The 21,047-nt window shown below is 61.8% G+C and carries 19 protein-coding genes; 12 read left to right on the forward strand and 7 right to left on the reverse strand.

What is annotated here, in order from left to right:
* Positions 1 to 37: 37 nt before the first annotated feature.
* Positions 38 to 1,366 (reverse strand): glycoside hydrolase family 172 protein, encoded by a 1,329-nt coding sequence (locus tag AMC88_RS22365; RefSeq protein WP_064825968.1) that lies wholly within the window; start codon positions 1,364 to 1,366, stop codon positions 38 to 40.
* Positions 1,366 to 2,451: an ABC transporter ATP-binding protein gene (locus tag AMC88_RS22370; RefSeq protein WP_064826094.1), complete on the reverse strand. Its 1,086-nt coding sequence runs from the start codon at positions 2,449 to 2,451 to the stop codon at positions 1,366 to 1,368. The genes AMC88_RS22365 and AMC88_RS22370 overlap by 1 nt, the downstream gene beginning before the upstream one ends.
* Before the next feature lie 137 nt (positions 2,452 to 2,588).
* Between AMC88_RS22370 and AMC88_RS22375 the strand changes: the two genes are divergently transcribed.
* Positions 2,589 to 4,310 carry a GH32 C-terminal domain-containing protein gene (locus AMC88_RS22375; RefSeq protein ID WP_064825969.1) on the forward strand — a complete coding sequence of 574 codons (1,722 nt, stop codon included), beginning with the start codon at positions 2,589 to 2,591 and terminating at the stop codon, positions 4,308 to 4,310.
* A 49-nt stretch (positions 4,311 to 4,359) separates the two neighbouring features.
* Here AMC88_RS22375 and AMC88_RS22380 read toward each other — a convergent pair whose 3' ends face one another.
* Entirely contained in the window at positions 4,360 to 5,052 is a 693-nt protein-coding gene (locus AMC88_RS22380; protein ID WP_064825970.1) for a GntR family transcriptional regulator, read from the reverse strand.
* Between the two features lie 144 nt (positions 5,053 to 5,196).
* On the opposite strand from AMC88_RS22380, the gene AMC88_RS22385 reads away from it, so the two are divergent.
* From AMC88_RS22385 to AMC88_RS22405, 5 genes are read left to right on the forward strand one after another with little or no spacing between them, the layout of a single operon-like run.
* Complete coding sequence (locus AMC88_RS22385; protein ID WP_064825971.1) at positions 5,197 to 6,201, forward strand: ABC transporter substrate-binding protein; 1,005 nt, start codon at positions 5,197 to 5,199, stop codon at positions 6,199 to 6,201.
* 57 nt (positions 6,202 to 6,258) lie between these two features.
* Positions 6,259 to 7,077: an ABC transporter ATP-binding protein gene (locus AMC88_RS22390; RefSeq protein WP_064825972.1), complete on the forward strand. Its 819-nt coding sequence runs from the start codon at positions 6,259 to 6,261 to the stop codon at positions 7,075 to 7,077.
* 4 nt (positions 7,078 to 7,081) lie between these two features.
* Positions 7,082 to 7,951, forward strand: a complete 870-nt coding sequence (locus AMC88_RS22395; RefSeq protein WP_064825973.1) for an ABC transporter permease — start codon at positions 7,082 to 7,084, stop codon at positions 7,949 to 7,951.
* Between the two features lie 38 nt (positions 7,952 to 7,989).
* A complete protein-coding gene (araD, locus tag AMC88_RS22400) occupies positions 7,990 to 9,726 on the forward strand; it encodes an L-arabinonate dehydratase (RefSeq protein ID WP_064825974.1) in 1,737 nt (578 codons plus the stop codon).
* Positions 9,727 to 9,739: 13 nt separating this feature from the next.
* Entirely contained in the window at positions 9,740 to 10,465 is a 726-nt protein-coding gene (locus AMC88_RS22405; RefSeq protein WP_064825975.1) for a ribonuclease activity regulator RraA, read from the forward strand.
* 44 nt (positions 10,466 to 10,509) lie between these two features.
* On the opposite strand, the gene AMC88_RS22410 is transcribed toward AMC88_RS22405, so the two are convergent.
* Positions 10,510 to 11,232: a response regulator transcription factor gene (locus AMC88_RS22410; protein WP_064825976.1), complete on the reverse strand. Its 723-nt coding sequence runs from the start codon at positions 11,230 to 11,232 to the stop codon at positions 10,510 to 10,512.
* A 76-nt stretch (positions 11,233 to 11,308) separates the two neighbouring features.
* Positions 11,309 to 12,553 carry a GAF domain-containing sensor histidine kinase gene (locus tag AMC88_RS22415; protein ID WP_064825977.1) on the reverse strand — a complete coding sequence of 415 codons (1,245 nt, stop codon included), beginning with the start codon at positions 12,551 to 12,553 and terminating at the stop codon, positions 11,309 to 11,311.
* Between the two features lie 274 nt (positions 12,554 to 12,827).
* Here AMC88_RS22415 and AMC88_RS22420 point away from each other — a divergent pair, with 274 nt between their 5' ends.
* From AMC88_RS22420 to AMC88_RS22440, 5 genes are all read left to right on the forward strand, one after another.
* Positions 12,828 to 13,844, forward strand: a complete 1,017-nt coding sequence (locus AMC88_RS22420) for an ABC transporter substrate-binding protein (protein ID WP_037146519.1) — start codon at positions 12,828 to 12,830, stop codon at positions 13,842 to 13,844.
* Positions 13,845 to 13,915: 71 nt separating this feature from the next.
* Positions 13,916 to 15,367, forward strand: a complete 1,452-nt coding sequence (locus AMC88_RS22425) for a sugar ABC transporter ATP-binding protein (protein WP_064826095.1) — start codon at positions 13,916 to 13,918, stop codon at positions 15,365 to 15,367.
* A complete protein-coding gene (locus AMC88_RS22430) occupies positions 15,364 to 16,311 on the forward strand; it encodes an ABC transporter permease (protein WP_064825978.1) in 948 nt (315 codons plus the stop codon). Before AMC88_RS22425 ends, AMC88_RS22430 begins: the two co-directional genes overlap by 4 nt.
* Positions 16,308 to 17,258: an ABC transporter permease gene (locus tag AMC88_RS22435; RefSeq protein ID WP_064825979.1), complete on the forward strand. Its 951-nt coding sequence runs from the start codon at positions 16,308 to 16,310 to the stop codon at positions 17,256 to 17,258. Before AMC88_RS22430 ends, AMC88_RS22435 begins: the two co-directional genes overlap by 4 nt.
* Before the next feature lie 14 nt (positions 17,259 to 17,272).
* Positions 17,273 to 18,187: an SMP-30/gluconolactonase/LRE family protein gene (locus AMC88_RS22440; protein ID WP_064825980.1), complete on the forward strand. Its 915-nt coding sequence runs from the start codon at positions 17,273 to 17,275 to the stop codon at positions 18,185 to 18,187.
* Positions 18,188 to 18,261: 74 nt separating this feature from the next.
* Here the strand turns inward: AMC88_RS22440 and AMC88_RS22445 are convergent, their stop codons facing one another.
* On the reverse strand, positions 18,262 to 18,828 hold the full coding sequence (locus tag AMC88_RS22445; protein WP_064825981.1) for a hypothetical protein: 567 nt from the start codon (positions 18,826 to 18,828) through the stop codon (positions 18,262 to 18,264).
* A 127-nt stretch (positions 18,829 to 18,955) separates the two neighbouring features.
* Here AMC88_RS22445 and AMC88_RS22450 point away from each other — a divergent pair, with 127 nt between their 5' ends.
* Positions 18,956 to 19,159, forward strand: a complete 204-nt coding sequence (locus AMC88_RS22450) for a hypothetical protein (RefSeq protein ID WP_064825982.1) — start codon at positions 18,956 to 18,958, stop codon at positions 19,157 to 19,159.
* A gap of 15 nt (positions 19,160 to 19,174) precedes the next feature.
* Here the strand turns inward: AMC88_RS22450 and AMC88_RS22455 are convergent, their stop codons facing one another.
* Positions 19,175 to 21,037 carry an ABC transporter transmembrane domain-containing protein gene (locus AMC88_RS22455; protein WP_010024286.1) on the reverse strand — a complete coding sequence of 621 codons (1,863 nt, stop codon included), beginning with the start codon at positions 21,035 to 21,037 and terminating at the stop codon, positions 19,175 to 19,177.
* Positions 21,038 to 21,047: the final 10 nt, after the last annotated feature.

The following is a 21,047-nucleotide window of genomic DNA, read 5'->3' on the forward strand; positions in this document are numbered from 1 at the left end:
TTTCTCCTCCAACAAAGAGCCGATGACGGCCTGTTCCTCAACGTGTCGAAACATTCGCGGCTGAGCGCCGGCGTGTCGTCTCCAGCTTCTTTTCAATCTCGACATCACGCAGTTCGCTATAGGCTCTGAACCGCTGATCGGCGGCGTCTATCTGCGCGGCTTGCTCGGCGGTGAGACGCTCGCGCGAGACCCGTTCGGGCACGCGGTCGCCCGGGGGTGTCGGCAGCCTCTGTTCGACTGGCAGGATGGTGAGCTTGGGAGAGGGAAGGGTCTGATACCAATAGGCGGTGGACGCCCAATCGTCGCTCAGATGATTGGCGTGGCCATGCTCGATCGTCACACGAAGGCGGTTTTTGAACCGGACAGGATCGGTGAGGTGGAAGCGGTACGAGACCTGATAGCCGGGTACGATGCTTTCGTGGATGACCGAGCCATTCATCAGGAAGGCGTTGTTCTGCATTCCCCAGGCGTGGTTAAAATAATCCTCGGTGCCGGTGCCATGGATCGACGGCGGCCAGCTGTCCTCATCGACGAAGATCATTTCGTCGCCCTCACCCCACCAGGAACCCTGAAAATGCGCGACTGAGAGATTGCAACCTACATATTGGCCACGCCCTTCCGTCTCGAGAATGACATAGTTTTCCTTGCCATCGAGGTTGGGAATGTTGGTTTCGGGGCTGTTGGTCTGGAGGTTCGGACCCCAGCCGCCGCAGGGATTCTCGCGTCGCCAGGAAGCGTGAAAATAGGCTATGTCATCAGCAAGCGGAGCTTCGTAACGCTCGAAATCGATGTAGAAGTATTGCCCGTAAGGGACATCGTTCTGGTTCTCGATCTCGACGATCGCACGCTCGCCGAAAGGCATCTGGAAATAACTGTTGAATGCGGCACTCCCGCCGAAACGGTAGCGTTCTTCCGGCTTGCACGACACCGAGATCGGCAGTGAGGAAAAGTTGCCTGGCATGGAATGGCCGGTGCAGAAGAAGTCGCCGAGCGGCACAAGCACTGACGGGGTTTCCTGGCCATCCCAATAAATCTTCAACAGCACCTTGCGATAGTAGTGCGGGTCGGCGACCTCCCAGTTGAGGCCGAGTGCGTTATGGATTTCAAAGACGGGCGCCACGTAATTGCCTGCGGTCGGATCAATAAGACCCGCGCCGAGCACGCGGCGGCAGAATTGCGTCATCCAAATATGCGTGATGCAGCCTGGCCCCTCGATTTCGGCGAGACGGACGGTCGAATTGGCGGGAATGAGCCAATAGTCCTGGTTCTTTCCGTCTTGATCCCAACTGGAAAGGCGGCCTGTCCTTGCGTCCTTGACGCGCGCAAGATCGGCAAGCATCGAATGTCCTGGATTGCTGGTCGTCATCAATGAGTTCCCTTGTTTGAATGGCCGAGCCGATGTCCGTCCGGCCCGAAGAAATGAGCGCTCTCCGGCGCAAATCGAAAGTGAAGCAGGGCACCCTCGGCGAGGGCCGGCCCATCGGCCTCCTTGGCGATCAGATCGATGCCTTCGCTTGTCCGCGCGTAGATCAGCCGATGCTCGCCGAGATGCTCCTCGAATTGGAGGCGTGCCCGAAGAAACCCCTGTTCCGGTTGGCACAAGACCAGACCTTCCGGCCGCACGCCCAATGTTGCAGGCCCGGAAGTGCCAGCTGGTGCCGGTGTGACTGAGCCGAGCATGCCGCGCGCCACCAATTGCTCACCGTCGCGCTGGATGGCCACCGGGAAGAAATTCATCTTTGGGCTGCCGATGAAACCCGCGACGAACAGGTTTGCCGGCGTGCGGTATAGTTCGAGAGGCGTGCCGACCTGCTCGATCTTGCCCTGGTTGAGCACGACGATCCGGTCGGCGAGCGTCATCGCCTCAACCTGGTCATGGGTCACGTAGATCATCGTCGCATCGACGATCTTGTGGAGCTTGGCGATCTCGATGCGGGTTTGAACGCGCAAAGCCGCATCAAGGTTGGACAGCGGTTCATCAAAGAGAAAGAGGCGCGGCTCGCGGACGATCGAGCGGCCGATCGCGACGCGCTGGCGCTGGCCGCCCGACATATCCTTCGGGATCCGGTGCAGCAATTCCTCGATCTGGAGCATCTTGGCGGCGCGGCTAACGCGCTCATCGATCTCGCGTCTGTCGAGTCCGGCGATCTTCAGACCAAAGGCCATATTCTTATAGGCGGTCATATGCGGATAGAGGGCATAGGACTGGAAAACCATCGCTACACCGCGCTCGGCGGGCTCAAGAAGGTTTGCCACAGTTCCGCCGACCCGGATCTCGCCGCCAGAGATCGGTTCGAGCCCGGCGATCATGCGTAGCAGGGTGGACTTCCCGCAGCCGGATGGTCCGACAAAAACAACGAACTCGCCGAACGGGATTTCGAGATCGATGCCGCGGATCACTGTGACCGCGCCATAGGATTTTGAAACGCTCTCAAGGTGTAGATCAGCCATGTTCTCCTCCTCGACCGGCCAGGCAATGCGACGCTCCCAATTGCAGGCTTGCCAAATGTCGACGTCGACAGTAAATATCGACGTCGACATTTTGTCAAGCGCCGGTATCGGGCGCCGTCTGCAAGCAGGAGGAGCGAATGAAGAACAGGGTAGAATTGGAAGCTCGGCGTGGATCGCGGTTCGAGATCTGGGCTCGGCGAAAGCCCGAATCTGCTGCCGAAAAGACTGACGAGATCTTTGTGCTGCGTGTCGGCGATTGTGTGGTTTACAGGATTGCGGCGCTGCCGCCCTATTTCCAGTTCTATTCATATACGCATCATGCGGACGGCCCGCTGACGCTGGAATGGGACGATAGCGCGGTCGAAATACCGCTGTTCTACAGTTTCGATCCTTCTCAGGTGGCCGAGAAAGGCGTGACTTTCTTGCAGGTTTGCGATGGTGTCGTCATGCAACTGCCAAAGGCCGCCTGGCCGGATTGGTACGAGAGCGATCCCAACCGACCGCAGTTGCGGTTTTCACCATTTCGGGCGTGGATGAACGATCCCAACGGACTATGTTTCATCGATGGCCGCTATCATCTTTTCTACCAATTCCATCCAGTCGAGTCCGAATGGGGGCCGATGCACTGGGGTCATGCCGTGAGCGACGATCTCTATCGCTGGACCCATCTCCCCGTGTTCCTGCATCCGGAACAGAATCTTTGGTCTCTGGGAGCCACGGGCGGTGCGTTTTCGGGCAGCGCTTTCGTCGGTCCAGATGACAATCTGAACTTCTACTACACCGAGCGCCTACCGGCCTATGACCTCTTCAAAGACTACAAGGAAGTGCAAAAACAGGTCGTCCCATCCGTCGATCTGCTTCGGCCCGACGCCAATCGTTTGGTGCTCGTCGATGGCCCGCCCGGGAGCGCTCATGATTTCCGCGATCCCAAGGTGTGGTACGATGCGGAGCGCCGAGTCTACCGAATGGTGCTTGGAGCTGCGATCGACGGCGACCCGACCGTGCTGCTCTACGGCTCAGACGATGGAGCGGACTGGAAATTTCTGTCCGTCCTCTATCGAGCACCCGAACATTTTCGTCAGCAGGGCGCCCGTTGCGTCGAATGCCCGGACTTCTTCGAACTCGACGGCCGGTTTGTGATTGTGATGGGCTTCGTTGGTTACACTGAGCCGGGCACTGGCCGTCATAATCTCCTCTACGCGCAAGTGGGCAGCTTTCAAGACGATCGCTTTACGCCCCTTTCTGAAGAGCTACAGGAATTGGATTTCGGCACGGATTTTTATGCGATGCAGAGTTTCCGGGCAAAGGAGCGTCAGATTGCCTTCGCCTGGCTGTTCAATTGGGAGTTCCGCAAGCCCGCCGGTTCACCGTATAGTGGTGAGTTTTCCCTGCCGCGGGTCCTCGGCCTCGATGCCCAATCGCGCCTCACGATGATGCCGGAGGAGGGTTACCAAAGCCTGCGGGCACGTCCACTTTTGCAGGATTCCCCTTCCCGGTTTGTTTGTGAGCCCAGTCGGTCGACGGAATTGTCGTTGGCCGGCGACTTAGATGGAATTCAGGTTATCGGTCGGGGTGCGGACGGCGAGAGTTTCAAGCTGGTCCATGTCGATGGCCGGCTCGAGCTGGGGGTAGCGGAGGACACTGGCGAGATCAAATACCGCTCGGCGCCGCTTACCCTCGAAGGGCTGACGCTGTTCTTCGACAGAGGAGTCGTCGAAGTGTTCGCAAATGACGGCGCGATCTGCGGCACACGCCGCACCTACAAGATCACGGAACTGACTTCGCTTGAATTTACCCCTGCTGACGGTGTCCAACTCGAAAGCTGCCAAGCCTGGAGCTATAATTCCGTGTGGGCATGAGTAGCACCGCTTGAAAGCTTGCGATGGCCAAGCTGGCGTCGTTCGACCTTCAGCCGCGAATATAATTTGGATATTGGGCTCGGATCTCATCGATGATCGACAGCGTGCCCGACAGATGTTTTCGGAGCGCCGTTGTCGCCGCTTCGGGCTTGCCCGACGCGATGGCGTCGACGATGGATTCATGGTCGGCGAGAACCGTCTGCATCTTGCCCGGCATCGGGAGGTTGAGGCGCCGCAACCGGTCGAGATGCACGCTCTGGCGCCTGACATTGGCCCAAAGCTGCAATATGCCCGCCCTCTCGTAGAGCTTCCGGTGAAAATCGCGGTCAATCTCGTCGAAAATGTCATAGGTTTCTGGAGACCGAACCACCTGCTGCCGTGCCAGAATCTCGCGCAGCTCCGCCGCCGTCTCGCCCGGCGACTCCTCGGTCAGCCGCCGCACCGCCTCAAGCTCGATCGATAGTCGCAGAAACTGCGCCTGCCGCGCATGGTCGGTGTCGATCTTGGCGACAACCGTCGCATATTGCGGATAGACTTCGACAAGTCCTTCTTCCTGAAGCCGCATCAAGGCATCGCGCACAGGCGTCTGGCTCACCCCGAATTCAAGCTGCAGCGAGGCGCGCGACAAGACCGTCCCCGGCGCAAGTTCCACCGTCAATATTCTTGCCCGCAATATCTCGTGGATCTGCAGCGCCACCTGTCGTGACCGATCCAACTGGCTTTCCCGAACCATTCCGCTCATGTCCCCTGCCCTGTTTCCGCGTCGTGCAAATCGACTAAACCACATTTTTTGGGTTGATGCACTGATGCAATAGTGCTTCAATGAGGAAATCCGCCTCGGGAAAGGCGGCAGAGGGCTGATGCCCGCATCCTTTGGGAGGACCAGATGCAAATTCTGAAACATTGTCTTGTGGCCGCAGCCGTGACGCTTGGCCTTGCCTCGGCCAGCCAGGCGCAGGAAAAGACCGCCATTTCGATTACCCGCCAGCCGGGCATCCTCTATCTCGCCAGCCATGTCATGGAGACGCAGAAGCTGATCGAAAAGCACGCGGCTGCCGAGGGTGTGACTGATGTGACTGTCGAATGGCGGACCTTCAGCGGCGGCGGCGCTCAGACGGATGCCTTGCTTGCCGGCAACGTCGACGTCGTCAATACCGGCACCGGCAACCTGCTTCTGCTCTGGGACCGCACCAGGGGAAAGGTGAAGGGGATCATCACCAGCTCCGCGCAGCCGGTGATCATGGTCAGCAATGATCCGCGCATCAAGTCGCTCAAGGACATTACGCCGTCCGACAAGATCGCCGTGCCGACCGTCGGAGTGTCGACCCAGGCGATCCTGCTGCAGATGGCGGCGGCGAAGATGTTCGGCGAGGACAAGGTCAAGACATTCGATTCCAACACCGTTCAGCTCGGACATCCGGATGCGGTTGCTGCGATCGCCAACCCGAACCACGAGGTGAAGAACCATTTCTCGGCGCCGCCCTTCCAATATATCGAGCTGAAGCAGCAGGGCGTGCACAGGGTGACCGATTCCAAGGAGATCCTGGGAGGTGCGCTGACGCAGGCGACCTTCTTCACCACCACGGCATTCGCCGATGCCAACCCGAAGATCGTCAAGGCGCTGCGCGAAGCGACGGAAGAAGCGGTCGCCTTCATCAAGAAAGACCCCAAGGCCGCCCTTGAAGCCTACAAGACGGTGTCGGGCGACAAGACCAGCCTCGATGATCTGGTCGCCATGCTGAAGGAGCCGGGCATGGATGAATGGCGCACCGACCCGCAGGGTACGATGAAATTTGCCGAGCACCTGCACAAGATCGGTACGCTCAAGACCATGCCGAAGGCCTGGACCGACTATTACTTGCCCGACTCCGCCTATCTCAACGGCAACTGACGGCACCGGGAGTGGCGCTTCAGAGCCGCCGCTCCCCCTCTTCAAGGAGTAATTCCAATGCTTCAGGCCATTGCCCGCATGGGCAACGAGACCGCGCCGGCGACCGAGAGAGAGCCCCTCCTCAAGGTCGACAATGTGACGCTGCGCTACAAGACCCCCAACCTGCTGGTCACCGCCACCGAGGGCGTCAGTTTCTCCGTCCGCCAATCCGACAGATTCGTGCTGCTCGGTCCGTCCGGCTGCGGCAAGTCAACGCTTCTGAAAGCCGTCGGCGGCTACATGACGCCGTCGGCAGGCTCGATCCATATCAACGGGCGTCAGGTGAAGTGTCCGGGGCCCGACCGCATGATGGTCTTCCAGGAGTTCGACCAGCTGATGCCCTGGAAATCCGTGCTTGAGAACGTCATGTTCCCGCTGCTGGTCGCCCGCAAGCTGCCGAAGGGGGAAGCCGAAGCATTGGCGCGCGAATATATCGACAAGGTGAAGCTGACCCGCGCCGTCGACAGTTATCCCCACACGCTGTCCGGCGGCATGAAGCAGCGCGTCGCCATTGCCCGCGGCATGGCGATGCAGCCGGACATTCTGCTGATGGACGAGCCTTTCGCCGCGCTCGACGCCCTCACCCGCCGGCAGATGCAGGACGAGCTGCTCCAGCTTTGGCAAGACACCCGGTTCACGGTCATCTTCGTCACCCATTCGATTGCCGAAGCGATCAAGATCTCGAACCGGATCCTGCTCCTGTCGCCGCATCCGGGCAGGGTCAAGGCGGAAGTGGTGGATGTCGACAAGGTCAGCCATGAGGACGGCAGCGCCGCGGCGCTCGAGCGTGACATCCATAACCTGCTGTTCTCCTCGGAACCAGGCCACAAGGAATAGAACCATGTTGTCCGCAAACATCATTCTCGCGCCCGATGTCGAGGCCGCCAAACCCTACGACAACGTCAAACCGGTCGAACAGAAGCTCAGTGCATTCGAAACGCTCTGGGGCATCGGCGCATTGCGCAAGACATTGCTGATCCTCACGCTGGCAATCGTCTGGCAGGTCTACGCCTCCTATCTCGACAATCCCCTTCTGTTTCCGACGCTCAGCGACACGATCATCACCCTGATCGACCGTTTCGCCGATGGCACGCTGCCGGCCCGCATCTGGACGACGCTGCAGATCCTGTTCATGGGATATGCGCTCGGCACGGTGCTTGCCGCGTTGTTGACGGTGCTCGCCATCAACACGCGCATGGGCACGGATTTTCTCGAAACGATGACGGCGATGTTCAACCCGCTGCCGGCGATATCGCTTCTGCCTCTGGCGCTGATCTGGTTCGGCCTCGGCGCCTCCAGCCTCGTCTTCGTGCTCGTGCATTCGGTCCTGTGGGCGGTGGCGCTGAATACCCATTCCGGTTTCCTCGGCGTTTCGCGCACCTTGCGCATGGTCGGCGCCAATTACGGCTTGACGGGGATTTCCTATGTGCTGCGGATCCTCGTGCCGGCCGCCTTCCCTTCCATTCTCACCGGCCTGAAGATCGGCTGGGCCTTCGCATGGCGCACGCTGATTGCCGCCGAGCTCGTCTTCGGCGTCTCCTCGGGCCAGGGAGGCCTTGGCTGGTTCATCTTCGAGAACCGCAACCTGCTCGATATTCCGGCAGTGTTCGCCGGCCTCTTGACCGTGATCATCATCGGCCTGATCGTCGAGAACTTGGTCTTCCAGACGATCGAGCGTCACACCATCCAGAAATGGGGAATGAAGGAATAGCCGCGAATGCGATTTTCCCATCCCGAGAAGGTATCCTTATGACACACAGAAAAACCCCGGACAGGCTGCGAAGCGCGCGCTGGTTCGCGCCTGATGACCTGCGCAGCTTCGGCCACCGCTCGCGCATGATGCAGCTCGGCTATGCCGAGGAGGATTTTCGCGACAAGCCGATCATCGGCATCCTCAACACCTGGTCGGAGCTCAATACCTGCCACTCCCACTTCAAGGAGCGCGTGCAGGACGTGAAGCGCGGCGTCTCGCAGGCCGGCGGCTTCCCCGTTGAAATGCCGTCGCTGTCGGTCGACGAAAGCTTCACGAAGCCCACTTCCATGCTCTACCGCAACATGCTGGCGATGGAGACGGAGGAGACGATCCGGTCGCATCCGCTCGACGGCGTCGTGCTGATGGGCGGCTGCGACAAGACCACACCGGGTCTCGTCATGGGGGCGCTGTCGGCCGGCGTGCCGATGATCTATCTGCCCGCCGGGCCGATGCTGCGCGGCAACTATGCGGGCAAAATCCTCGGCTCCGGTTCGGATGCCTGGAAATATTGGGACGAGCGCCGCGCCGGCAACATCACCGATGCCGAGTGGCTCGGCGTTCAGGGCGGCATCGCCCGTTCGGCCGGCACCTGCATGACGATGGGCACTGCCAGCACCATGACGGCGATTGCCGATGCGATGGGGCTGACGCTGCCGGGTGCCTCGTCCATTCCTGCCGTCGATGCCAACCACCAGCGCATGTCGGCTGCCTGCGGCCGGCGCGCCGTCGAGATGGTCTGGGAGGATCTGACGCCCGACCGGATCGTCACGGAAGCGGCATGCCGCAATGCTGCGATCGTCGCCATGGCCACCGGCTGTTCCACCAACGCCGTCGTCCACCTGATCGCGATGGCCCGGCGGGCCGGCATCAACCTGACACTCGACGATCTCGACCTGCTGGGGCGGGTGACGCCGCTGATCGCCAATGTCCGTCCCTCGGGGAAAGACTATCTGATGGAGGATTTCTTCTACGCCGGCGGCCTCAGGGCGCTGATGAAACAGCTCGAGGACCGGCTGGACCTGACGGCCATGACCGTCACCGGGAAGACCCTGGGCGAAAACCTCATGGGCGCAGAGGTCTATAATGACGATGTCATCCGGCCGCTTTCCAACCCGGTCTATCACGAGGGATCGCTCGCCGTCCTGCGCGGCAATCTCTGCCCCAATGGCGCCGTGATGAAGCCTGCGGCCTGCGATCCGAGATATCACGTGCATCAGGGGCCGGCGCTGGTTTTCGACAGCTATCCCGAGATGAAGAAGGCGATCGACGACGAAAATCTCGACGTCACGCCCGACCACGTCCTGGTGCTGCGCAATGCCGGGCCGCTCGGCGGCCCCGGTTTTCCGGAATGGGGCATGCTGCCGATCCCGAAGGCTTTGATCAAGCAAGGCCATCGCGACATGCTGCGCATTTCCGACGCCCGCATGTCCGGCACCTCCTACGGCGCCTGCATTCTGCATGTGTCGCCCGAGAGTTATATCGGCGGCCCGCTTGCGCTGCTGAGGACCGGTGACATCGTGCGCCTCGATCTGCCGAACCGCCGGCTCGACATGCTGGTGGACGAGGCCGAACTCGTCCGGCGCCGCGATGCATGGAAGGCGCCGGAGCCGCATTTCCAGCGTGGTTACGGCTGGATGTTTTCGCGTCATGTGACGCAGGCCGACCAGGGCTGTGACTTTGATTTCCTGGAAACAAGCTTCGGCAGAGCCGCCGGTGAGCCGGATATTTATTGAGGGAGAGATGGGAATGACCGACTACCAACTGAGCGATGCCACTCGCGCGAAATTCAAGAAGATCTCGACGGCCTCGATTGCCACCGCCCTCTTCAAACGCGGCCTTCGAAACCAGTTCATCCAGGGGGTCGTGCCGGTGGCGCCCAAAGCCGAGACGATGGTCGGGCAGGCATTCACGCTGCGCTATATCCCCGCCCGTGAAGATCGCAATCCGATCACCGTCTTTCAGAACCCAAATCACCCGCAACGAGTCGCGATGGAGACATGCCCTCCGGGGCAGGTGCTGGTGATGGACGCGCGCAAGGACGCAAGGGCTGCGACGGCCGGCTCCATCCTGATCACCCGGCTGGCGCTCCGCGGCGCGGCGGGCGTCGTCTCCGACGGCGGTTTTCGCGATGCCGAAGGGATCGGAGCGCTTGATATGCCGGCCTATTACGCCAAGCCGTCGGCGCCGACCAATCTCACCTTGCACGAAGCGCTTGACATCAACGTGCCGATTTCCTGCGGCGATGTTGCCGTGTTTCCCGGCGACGTCCTGGTCGGCGACCGGGACGGCGTCATGGTCATCCCGGCCCATCTGGCCGATGAACTCGCGGATGAATGCACGAATATGGAGAGCTACGAGGACTTCGTCCTTGAGCAGGTCAAGGCCGGCGAAACGATCATCGGCCTCTACCCCTCTACCAAGGAAGAACATCAGCAGAAATACCAGGCCTGGCGCCAAGAAAACGGCCGCTGAACTTGCCAGACGGGGGCCTGGTTCGAACCAGGCCCGGGCCCCGGTTATTTTCCGTCAAGCCACTCCTGCAGCTCCGCCTCGGCCCGCTCCAGCGCGCTGTAATTCAGCAGTTTGCGCAAAAACGCGATGGTGACGGCGCGGGCACGCAGGTTGAAGCGGCCGTCCTCGTGGTCATCGCCGGCAGTCTGATAGACATCTAGCTTGTCATAGAGTTGCTGCAGCCGGTTCTGGACGCTGCGCAACGACAGGCCGCGGCGTTTGGCGATCGCACGGTCGGTGAGGCCGAGCGCGATATCGACGAGGATCTCGTACTCGGAATCGGTGAAGCCGTTCGTCTGGCCGAGGCTCTTCTGCTGCAGGCCCCGCACCTCGCGATCGATGACGCACTGGCTCTCGATGAAGATCGAGCGCAGCGCAAGCTTCAGCCGTTCGTCGGAAGCGGATTTCAGCACGTAGCCATAGGCAGCGCCATCCGGCACGATGCGCGAGACGCCGCGCACATAGGCCTCGTCCGAATAATTCGACCAGAACAGGATGCGTGTCTCCGGCCGCTCCTTCCAGATCGTACGCGCCGCTTCTATGCCGTTTCTGTTGGCCATCTGCAGGTCCATGACGATATGCGCCGACTTATGGTCGCGAGCGAGTTTTTCGCCGGCGGTTCCATTCTCCGCTTCGATCACGGTGTCGCATTCCGGCAGGGCTGCATTGACGGCCTCGTGCAGGTAGGACCGGTGTAACGGGTCGTCCTCGACGATCAGAACCTTCATTTCGCCTTGCTCCTCAGTTTGGTTCGCCCACCGGCTTCGGACGACATTGCTCTAACTCTTTAATTTAGAACAGGATTCAGATTTTAGGCCGACCGGGCCTGAAATCATCCTGTTCTAGCGGCAGCACGACGCGGACCGCGGTTCCGCGGTTGTTATGGCCAGGTCCCGTCGTGAAACGCGCCGAGATCAGCCGCGCGCGGGTCTTCATATTGTCGATGCCGCCACCGATCCGTCCCCGGACCTTGGAGAGCCCCGTCCCATCATCGGAAATTTCGATCGACAGCTGTTCCTTGTCGGCATCGAGCCGCACCATGATTGCCAGGGGCGCGGCATGGCGCACGGCATTGTTGATCGCCTCCTGGGCGATCCGGAACAAGGCGACGCTGACGGTCGGTTCCAGTTGCTCCAGCGCGCCATTCGTTTCGTCGACCAGACCCCATTCGATCGCCGATCCGGCATCGCGCGTCGATCGGTCGAGATGATGCTCGATTGCCTGGGCGAGGCCGAAGAGCTGGAGAACGGATGGTTTTGCCTGCTCGATGATCTGCCGCAGATCCTGCATGCAGTGCTGCAGCGATCGCGAAACGGGCTCCAGCGCCTCAGCCGCCACCTCGCCGTTGCGCGACAGCCGATCGATCCGGCGCGCCAACCGTGTCAGGTCGGCAAGCGTCTGGTCGTGGAGGTCCATGCCGATCCGCTGACGCTCCTGCTCCAGGGCCTCCGTCAGCTTCAGGGCGCCTTGTCGCAATCCCTCCTCACGGGCGCGGGCCTCCGCCTCCACGATCGCCGAGCGTTGCGCCTGTTCGGCCGCCTGTAGCGCGAAGAAATAGGGTGTCAGCAGATCGGCGATAATGCGGGCGCGCTCGATATCCTCCATCGTATAGACGCCGGCTTTGTGAGACGAGCAGGACAGCGCTGCGATGATCGTGCCTTGCACCTTCATCGGGACATGCAGGCGGCTTCTCAGCGATTGTTCGACGATCGGCCGCTTGAACGCGCCCTCGAAATGGAAACGCGAATCCGTCATGGCATCGTCGGCAAGCAGAAAGTCGACCTCGCCCCACAACAGCGAACGAATAGGGCTGTTGACCACCGGCGCGCCGGCGATCTCGCCCCAGGCGGTCTCGATGCCGGTCTCATAGGCCGTGTGGTAGTTGCCGCCTTCAAGCAGCACGCAGACGTCGAGATGGTCGTGCGGGATGATGTGGGCGACCTCGGCGGCGACGGAACGGATCGCCGAGCGGAAATCGAGCTGGCCGGCGAGCAGCCGGGAAATGCCGAGATAGTGGTCGAACAGGGCTGCGGGTGCTGGCTGCAGCATTGTCAGTTCCTCCCCGTCATGACAGGCTCCTCGACCTGCCATGATCCTTTCCCAGTAAGCGCCGCGGAAACGCCGCCGTCTTGCGTAAACCCGCAGCTTGTTGCGCAAAACCCGCAAACGACTTGCCGCCTTGCCCCTGTACAGGCCTGCCGATCTCCCCCATCCTGCCCTTACTGAGAGGAGGAAGCTCAGTGCAAGAACAATTTTCGCTCGGACCCTGGGTCCACGGGAGTGAAGCGATCGGCCGACCGGCGCGATCATGAGGGAGGAAGACATGACAATTCGTAAGATGCTTCTGGCATCGGCCGCTATTGCTTGCGCCGCGATGCCCGTTTCTGCCTTTGCCGATACCTCGGGCAAGAAGATCGCCCTTTCCAACAACTATGCCGGCAACTCGTGGCGCCAGGCCATGCTGACGAGCTGGGGCAAGGTGACGGGCGAAGCCGTGAAATCAGGCGTCGTCGCCGCAGCCGACCCGTTCACCACCGCCGAAAACCAGGCGACGGAACAGGCGGCGCAGATCCAGAACATGATCCTGCAGGGCTATGACGCAATCGTGCTGAACGCCGCCTCGCCGACGGCGCTGAATGGCGCGGTCAAGGAAGCCTGCGATGCCGGCATCACCGTCGTTTCCTTCGACGGCATCGTCACCGAACCCTGCGCCTGGCGCATTGCCGTCAATTTCAAGGAAATGGGCCGCAGCGAGGTGGAGTACCTGTCGAAGAAACTCCCGCAAGGCGGTAATCTGCTCGAGATCCGCGGCCTTGCCGGCGTCTTCGTCGATGACGAGATCTCGGCCGGCATCCACGACGGCGTCAAGCAGTTCCCGCAGTTCAAGGTCGTCGGCTCGGTTCACGGAGACTGGGCCCAGGATGTGGCGCAGAAGGCCGTCGCCGGCATCCTGCCGAGCCTGCCCGATGTCGTCGGCGTGGTGACTCAAGGCGGTGACGGTTATGGCGCCGCGCAGGCGATTGCCGCGACCGATCGCAAGATGCCGATCATCATCATGGGCAACCGCGAAGACGAGCTGAAGTGGTGGAAGGAGCAGAAGGACGCCAAGGGCTACGAGACCATGTCCGTGTCCATCGCGCCCGGCGTCTCTACGCTGGCCTTCTGGGTGGCCCAGCAGATCCTCGACGGCAAGCAGGTCAAGAAGGACCTCGTCGTGCCCTTCCTGCGGATTGACCAGGACAACCTCGAAACCAACCTCGCCAATACCCAGGCCGGTGGCGTCGCCAATGTCGAGTACACGCAGGCAGATGCGATCAAGGTCATCGAGTCGGCAAAATAATCTCCCGGCGATTGCCGCGCGGCCGCACATGGCTGCGCGGCATTCCTTGCGATCAGGTGTGGCGGGCAAGCATGGATGACGTTTTGAAGGCGGTGATCGCCGTCGATGACGCCAAGGTGAGCTTCGGCGCCGTCAGGGCGCTCGACGGCGTCACGCTCCGCGTCATGCCGGGCGAATGCGTCGGTCTCGTCGGCCACAACGGCGCCGGCAAATCGACGATCGTCAGCGTGATCAATGGCGGGCTGACGCCGCATGAAGGAAGCGTGGCGAGCGATGGCGAGCGGCTGGAGCGCTATGGCATCAACGCCGCGCGCGCTCGCGGCGTGCGTTGCGTCTTCCAGGAACTGTCCCTCTGCCCCAATCTCTCCATCGAAGAAAATACGCGCATCATGCACCGCCATCTCGGCGGTTTCGGCTGGCGCAGGCGGGCGGCAAGGATCATTGAGAAAAGCCTCGACGCCGTCTTTCCCGGCCATGGCATCGACAGCGGCCGAGCCGTCGGCGACCTTTCGATCGCCGAACGGCAGATGGTCGAGATATCAATGGCTTTTTCCGACGCCGGTATTGCGCCGCGGCTGGTGATCCTCGATGAACCGACCTCGTCGCTCGATGCAAGCCTCGCCCGCCAGATGCTGGATTATGTCCGCCGCTTCGTTGCCGCCGGCGGCTCCGTCATCTTCATCTCGCATATCCTGCACGAGATCCTCGAAACCGCCGACCGCATCATAGTCATGAAGGACGGCCGCGTCGTTGCCGAACGTCCGGCGCGCGAATTTGACCATCATGGCCTTGTCGAGGCCATGGGCACCGTTGCGAGGGAAGATACCGGCGACCGCCCGGCGCGTGCGCAGTCCGACGCTCCGCTCATTCTGTCGCATCAGACGGCCGGCCGTCCGTTCGCCGCCCGCAAGGGCGAAATCATCGGACTGGCGGGGCTGGCCGGCCACGGGCAGACTGAACTTCTCCTCGCCCTGCACGCCGCCCAGGCCAGCAACTGGCTGCCCGAACGCGATCCGCTCGTCACCTTCGTCGCCGGCGACCGTCGCCTCAACGGCGTCTTCGAACTGTGGAGTATTCTGCGCAATTTTTCGATCGCCTCACTCGGCGATCTGTCGAGACGGGGGCTCATCCTCGCGGACGCAGAGCAGACCAAGGGTACCGACTGGAAGCGCCGGATCGAAATCCGCACACCCGATATGGCGAACCGTATCCTGTCGCTTTCCGGCGGCAATCAGCAGAAGGTGCTGTTTGCACGCGCGCTTTCGACACGTGCGCCGGTCGTTCTGATGGATGACCCTATGCGCGGTGTCGACGTCGGAACCAAGCAGGAAGTCTATGCCATCATCCGCGAGGAAGCATCGCGCGGGCGCACCTTCATCTGGTATTCGACCGAGATGGACGAGGTCCGCCTCTGCGACCGCGTCTACGTCTTCCGCGAAGGCCGCATTACCGCGGAACTCGCCGGCGATGCCGTCAACGAGACGAATATCATCGCCGCCTCCTTCCAGGGGGTCGCTGCATGACGTTCCGGCTCTCCTCGGACGCCATGCGTCTTGCCATTCCCGCTCTGTCGCTGACGCTGCTGCTCGCAGCCGTCTTCTGGCTGCAGCCGCGCGCCATGAGCTATATCGGGCTCAACCTGCTGTTCAATCTGGCCGTGCCGATCGCGCTGGCGACGATCGCCCAAATGTTGGTGATGGCAGTCAACGATCTCGATTTGTCGATGGGCACGTTCGTCAGCTTCGTCGCCTGCGTCAGCGCCACCTTTCTGCGCGATACCCCCGTCATCGGAATTCTGATCCTGGCGGGCGCAATTGCGTCTTATGCGGCGCTCGGCGTCGTCATCCATCTGCGAAACCTGCCATCCATCGTCGTGACCCTCGGCATGAGCTTCGTCTGGGGCGGCCTTGCCGTCATGCTGCTGCCGGCGCCGGGCGGGCAGGCGCCGGACTGGGTGCGCTGGCTGATGACCGTCAAGCCGCCGCTGGCGCCGATGGCGATCGTTGCGAGCATCGTCATTGCCGCCGTCGCGCATCTTCTCGTCACGCGCTCCTCGCTTGGCGTGCTGATCCGCGGCATCGGCGGCAACCAGCGCTCGGTCGAACGCGCTGGCTGGTCGATTGTCGCAGCCCGCGCCGCCGCCTATGGGCTCGCCGGTCTCTTCGCTGTGCTTGCCGGTATCGCTCTCGTCGGTCTGACGACCTCGGCCGATGCCAACATTGCGCTGCGCTACACGCTTCTGTCGATCGCCGGCGTCATCCTCGGCGGCGGCGAGTTCATCGGCGGCCGCGTCTCTCCGATCGGCGCCGTCATCGGCGCGCTGACACTGACGCTCGCCGGCTCTTTCCTGTCCTTCCTGCGCATCTCGCCGGACTGGCAGATCGGCGCCCAGGGCGCCATCCTGATCATCGTGCTTGCGCTGCGCCTGATGCTCAACCGCCTGGAAAAGCGGGAGAAACGCCGATGACCGTGCTCGCCGGCCTTTTCGGTAAACCCTGGATCTGGTCGTGGCTTGCCGCCTTTGCCGTCTGGTTCCTGACGATCATGGTCACGTTCGGTGCCAGTACGCTCGGCCTGTCGCAGGCAGCCCTGACCTTCGCGGCCTTCTCGGTCGTTGTCGGCATCGGCCAGATGTTCGTCATCACCCTCGGTCCCGGCAACATCGATCTCTCGGTTCCCGCCACCATGACGCTGGCTGGTACCGTGGCGTTGAAACTGATGAATGTCGAAAACGGAATGATCCTGCCGGGGCTCATCGTTGCGGTCCTAATCGGCCTTGCCGTCGGCCTCGGCAACTATGTGCTCATCAAGGCGCTCAGGATTCCGCCGATCATCGCCACGCTGTCCATGAGCTTCATCGTGCAGTCCGCGGCGATCTGGACGAACCGCGGCCTGCGCATCAAACCCCCGAGCATGCTCGCGGGATTCACCACGTCGACGACGCTCGGTGTGCCGAACGTGGCGATCGTAGCACTCCTCATCTCGCTGATCGCCTGGTTCCTGCTCGAGAAAACGATCTACGGGCGCTGGATCTCGGCGATCGGCCAGAGCATGCCGGCCGCGCGCATGGCCGGAATTCCGGTCGACGGCACGCGCTTCGTCACCTATCTCTTCTGTGCGGTGCTCGCCTCCGTCGCGGGCTATCTGCTCGCCTGCTTCTCCGGCGGCGCGGCGCTCAACATGGGCTCCGAATATCTCCTCACCTCGATTGCCGTCGTCGTGATCGGCGGCACGGCGGTCGCCGGCGGCGATTCCAACGTGCCGGGCATCTGGGGCGCCTCGCTCTTCATGTTCCTTGTCGTCTCCATGCTCAACACTTACGGGCTGGGCGCCGGCATCCGCCTCATCATGACCGGCCTCATCATCATTAGCGTCATCATGCTTGCCGGCGGCCGGCGGGCCGGCATGCGGTAAACGGAAAGACCATCATGGCAGAGGCCAGCATTTACGAAATTCACGACCCGCGCTTCCGGCAGATGATCGTGACGAGCGCCGGCCTCGACGAACTCTATTCCGGCTGCCGCTGGGCGGAGGGTCCCGTCTGGTTCAACGATGCCAATCAGCTTCTGTGGAGCGACATTCCCAACCAGCGCATGCTGCGGTGGACGCCCGAAAGCGGCGTTTCCGTCTACCGCCAACCCTCCAACTTCACCAACGGCCACACGCGCGACCGGCAGGGCCGGCTGATCTCCTGCGAACATGGCGGACGCCGGGTGACGCGCACCGAAATCGACGGCTCGATCACCGTGCTCGCCGACCGTTTCGACGGTGCGCCGCTCAATTCGCCGAACGATGTCGTGGTGAAGTCGGACGGCACGATCTGGTTCACCGATCCCACCTACGGCATCATGTCCGACTATGAGGGCTATCGCGCAGCGCCGGAGCAGGCGACCCGCAACGTCTACCGGCTCGATCCGGCGACCGGCGAGCTGTCTGCCGTCGCCACGGATTTCATTCAGCCGAACGGCCTCGCCTTTTCGCCTGATGAGACGGTTCTCTACGTCGCGGATTCGGCGGCAAGCCACGACGAAAACCTGCCGCGTCACATTCGTGCCTTCGATGTGCTTGACGGCAGCAGGCTCGATAACGGCCGTGTCTTCTGCCATATCGACAACGGCATTCCAGACGGCATCCGCACCGACGTGGAGGGTAACCTCTGGTCGAGCGCGGCCGACGGCGTGCATTGCTTCGACGCGACGGGAAAGCTGATCGGCAAAATCCGCGTACCCCAGACCGTCGCAAACCTTACCTTCGGTGGCCCCAGACGCAACCGTCTGTTCATCACAGCCACACGTTCGGTTTATTCGGTCTATGTCGCCACGGCCGGCGCTCAAATGCCGTGAGCTTGCCGCTCCGGCCGGTCGGCGGGCTGGGCCAGGTCAAGGCACGGCGTCGCCACGCGGGGGCACTGCAGGTTTCATCCGCCAAAGGCACTGAATGTCAGCACGGCGGAGAATGCGACGAGCGTTGCGGATCCGCATCGCCGGGCAAAGGAAGGTATCTGATTTTCACGTCCCAGAATGACCCTGCCGATCGTCAGCCAGATCGAAGAGGCTGCCAGGACAACGAATGTGAGGATCGCGACGGAGGCTGTTACGGATATTTCCTTTGTGGGAGGAACCATCGTCAGTCCGATGATCAGCGCCTTGGGATTCAACAGTGTCGTTACGGCCAGTTGCCGGAGGTTCACGGCCTCGATGACGCGGCTCGATCCGATGCCCCAGAGCCGAAGCGCCAGGTAGAGCACCCAGGTCGCCGAGACAAGCTTGGCACCTTGCGCAACCAGAGGGTGGTCGCGGAGGAAGGAACTGGCTAGGCTTGATGCCGGAAGAACGATCGCAAGATAGGCGCATAGGACGGTGACGAGCAGCGCGATCGCGCGCCCGGCGGTCAGACCCTGAGATGCCATCGCCAATATGGCGTTGGTCGGTCCAGGCAGGATGAGAAGGGTGAAAACGCCCGCTGCGAAAGGTAGAAGATGCACTGTTACAGTCTCCGATACGCTTCGCTTCTTGCATGACCGCTTCTGCCGGTCGTTGACAAAAGTCATTTTGCGGCCGGAACATTCCCATCCCCCGGACATTTACAATCGTTACGTCTGAGGTGGTGCCATGCCTTGCATGATCAGGTTCATGCTCACGCGACTGGCCACGGGGTTCGCAATCGGATGCGCCGTGGGATTTTTCGTTTGGCAGAATGGTTTTGCCGTGCCGGGCGCGATCGAGAATTATCTCGCGCAGGCTCTGTTCATCTACCTCTTCGCAAGCACCATCAGCATGGGTTACCTCGCCACGGCTCTCCTCCTCGAGGAATAGCGCCGCTGCTCGCCGTCATGCTGCATCCTGTGCCGGTTCGATACCGGCGGGAATCTTGAACTGCAGTTCCGCCAGGCGTGTGTAAAGGCCGCCCTGGCGCATCAGCGTGGCGTGCGTCCCCTCTTCCACGATCTGGCCTTTGTCCATCACCAGGATCCTGTCCGCCTTCAGCACGGTGGCGAGCCTGTGGGCGATCACGATCGTGGTGCGCGCCTGCATCAACTCCTCCAGGCCGCGCTGGACGAGCGCCTCGTTTTCGGCGTCCAGCGAAGCGGTCGCCTCATCCAGCAGCAGGATCGGGGCGTTCTTCAGCATGGCCCGGGCGATGGCCAGCCTCTGCCTCTGCCCGCCCGACAGCGTCAGCCCGCGCTCGCCGAGGACCGTGTTGTAGCCGTTCGGCAGCTTCGTGACGAAATCATGCGCCTGTGCCCTGATCGATGCGGCGGTGACATCCTCGCCCAGCGCGTCCGGCCGGCCGAAGGCAATGTTGTCGTAAACCGAGGCGGCAAACATCGTCACGTCCTGCGGGACGATGGCGATCTCCTTGCGCAGCGCCTGCGGAGGGATCAGGCCAACTTCCCTTCCGTCGATGGAAATACTCCCTGCCTGGTTTTCGTAGAAACCGAGAAGCAGCGATAAAACCGTGCTCTTTCCGGAGCCCGAGGGGCCGACCAGGGCGACCGTTTCGCCCGGCGAAACGCGGAAGGAAAGGCCGCTCAGAATCTCCTTTTCCGGCGCTCCCGGATAGGAAAAGCGCACGTCACACATTTCGATGCCGCCCTGGACAGGCGTGCGAAGCGGAAAATACGCTTGCGGTTGGCGCTCGCAGGTCTTTTCGTTCAGAAGTTCGAACAGCCGTCCGGCAGCGCCGGCTGCCTGCGAGAGTTCTCCCCAGACTTCCGACAGCGAGCCGAGAGAGCCGGCTGCGATGACCGAATAGATGAGAAATTGGCTGAGGCCGCCGGCCGAGAGAGTCCCGGCCAGCACCTGATGGGCACCGAGCCACAGCACGCCGACAACACTGACGAAGACCAGCGCGATGGCAATAGCCGTAAGCAAAGCCCTGGCCCGGGAGGCCGCGACTGTGCGGTCGAAGGAAAGCTCGACATCCCGCCCATATCTTTGCCGCGCAGCGTCCTCGCCGTTGAATGCCTGCACGGTGCGGCTTGCCGCGATGATCTCGCTGGCATAGGCCGATGCCTCGGCAAGCGCATCCTGCGCAATTCGGGATTTCTTTCGCACCGAGCGACCGAACACGACAAGCGGCGCCACGACCAGCGGGATGGCCCCGAGTGCGATGGCCGACAGGCTGGGACTGGTGACGAACATCATGGCCAGGGCGCCGAGGCAGAGCATCGAATTTCTCAACGCCACCGATGCCGTCAGACTGATTGCGGATTTGATCTGGGTCGCATCCGCCACAAGGCGCGAAGCAATTTCGCCGGATCGGTTTCTGTCGAAGAATGCCGCCGGAAGCCGGATGATATGTTGGAAGACCTCGAGGCGAAGGTCGGCGACCAGCCGCTCTCCCAAAGTGGTGACGAAGTAATAGCGCGCCGCGCTCGCGATCGCCAGTGCGACGGCGAGCGCGATCAGCATGAGGAAGTAGCGATTGATAAAGGCGCTGTCTGCCTGATTGAAGCCGTGATCGACCATGCGCCGCACCGCCATCGGCAGGGCGAGTGAGATCAGCGCCGCGGATGTGAGCGCCAGCAGAGCGCAAACCGAGAGCGACCGATGTCGGCGAAGACGCGGGAGCAGACTGAAGAGCGGCGCGAGCGTTCGATTTCGCGAAGGGGATGCGTTCTCGCTTTCCTTGCCGATTCCGGCGGTTGCTTCTGGTGAAATGGCGGCTTGCCGATCATGCGGGGCTATCATCAACGCCGTT

The sequence above is a fragment of the Rhizobium phaseoli genome (assembly GCF_001664385.1).
In the GTDB taxonomy this organism is placed as follows: Bacteria; Pseudomonadota; Alphaproteobacteria; order Rhizobiales; family Rhizobiaceae; genus Rhizobium; species Rhizobium phaseoli.

Excerpts from the sequence above, each read along its gene's own strand:
- AMC88_RS22365 (WP_064825968.1), bottom strand. The coding sequence starts at position 1,366 with ATGACGACCAGCAATCCAGGACATTCGATGCTTGCCGATCTTGCGCGC.
- AMC88_RS22370 (WP_064826094.1), bottom strand. The coding sequence starts at position 2,451 with ATGGCTGATCTACACCTTGAGAGCGTTTCAAAATCCTATGGCGCGGTC.
- AMC88_RS22375 (WP_064825969.1), top strand. The coding sequence starts at position 2,589 with ATGAAGAACAGGGTAGAATTGGAAGCTCGGCGTGGATCGCGGTTCGAG.
- AMC88_RS22380 (WP_064825970.1), bottom strand. The coding sequence starts at position 5,052 with ATGAGCGGAATGGTTCGGGAAAGCCAGTTGGATCGGTCACGACAGGTG.
- AMC88_RS22385 (WP_064825971.1), top strand. The coding sequence starts at position 5,197 with ATGCAAATTCTGAAACATTGTCTTGTGGCCGCAGCCGTGACGCTTGGC.
- AMC88_RS22390 (WP_064825972.1), top strand. The coding sequence starts at position 6,259 with ATGCTTCAGGCCATTGCCCGCATGGGCAACGAGACCGCGCCGGCGACC.
- AMC88_RS22395 (WP_064825973.1), top strand. The coding sequence starts at position 7,082 with ATGTTGTCCGCAAACATCATTCTCGCGCCCGATGTCGAGGCCGCCAAA.
- araD (WP_064825974.1), top strand. The coding sequence starts at position 7,990 with ATGACACACAGAAAAACCCCGGACAGGCTGCGAAGCGCGCGCTGGTTC.
- AMC88_RS22405 (WP_064825975.1), top strand. The coding sequence starts at position 9,740 with ATGACCGACTACCAACTGAGCGATGCCACTCGCGCGAAATTCAAGAAG.
- AMC88_RS22410 (WP_064825976.1), bottom strand. The coding sequence starts at position 11,232 with ATGAAGGTTCTGATCGTCGAGGACGACCCGTTACACCGGTCCTACCTG.
- AMC88_RS22415 (WP_064825977.1), bottom strand. The coding sequence starts at position 12,553 with ATGCTGCAGCCAGCACCCGCAGCCCTGTTCGACCACTATCTCGGCATT.
- AMC88_RS22420 (WP_037146519.1), top strand. The coding sequence starts at position 12,828 with ATGACAATTCGTAAGATGCTTCTGGCATCGGCCGCTATTGCTTGCGCC.
- AMC88_RS22425 (WP_064826095.1), top strand. The coding sequence starts at position 13,916 with ATGGATGACGTTTTGAAGGCGGTGATCGCCGTCGATGACGCCAAGGTG.
- AMC88_RS22430 (WP_064825978.1), top strand. The coding sequence starts at position 15,364 with ATGACGTTCCGGCTCTCCTCGGACGCCATGCGTCTTGCCATTCCCGCT.
- AMC88_RS22435 (WP_064825979.1), top strand. The coding sequence starts at position 16,308 with ATGACCGTGCTCGCCGGCCTTTTCGGTAAACCCTGGATCTGGTCGTGG.
- AMC88_RS22440 (WP_064825980.1), top strand. The coding sequence starts at position 17,273 with ATGGCAGAGGCCAGCATTTACGAAATTCACGACCCGCGCTTCCGGCAG.
- AMC88_RS22450 (WP_064825982.1), top strand. The coding sequence starts at position 18,956 with ATGCCTTGCATGATCAGGTTCATGCTCACGCGACTGGCCACGGGGTTC.
- AMC88_RS22455 (WP_010024286.1), bottom strand. The coding sequence starts at position 21,037 with ATGATAGCCCCGCATGATCGGCAAGCCGCCATTTCACCAGAAGCAACC.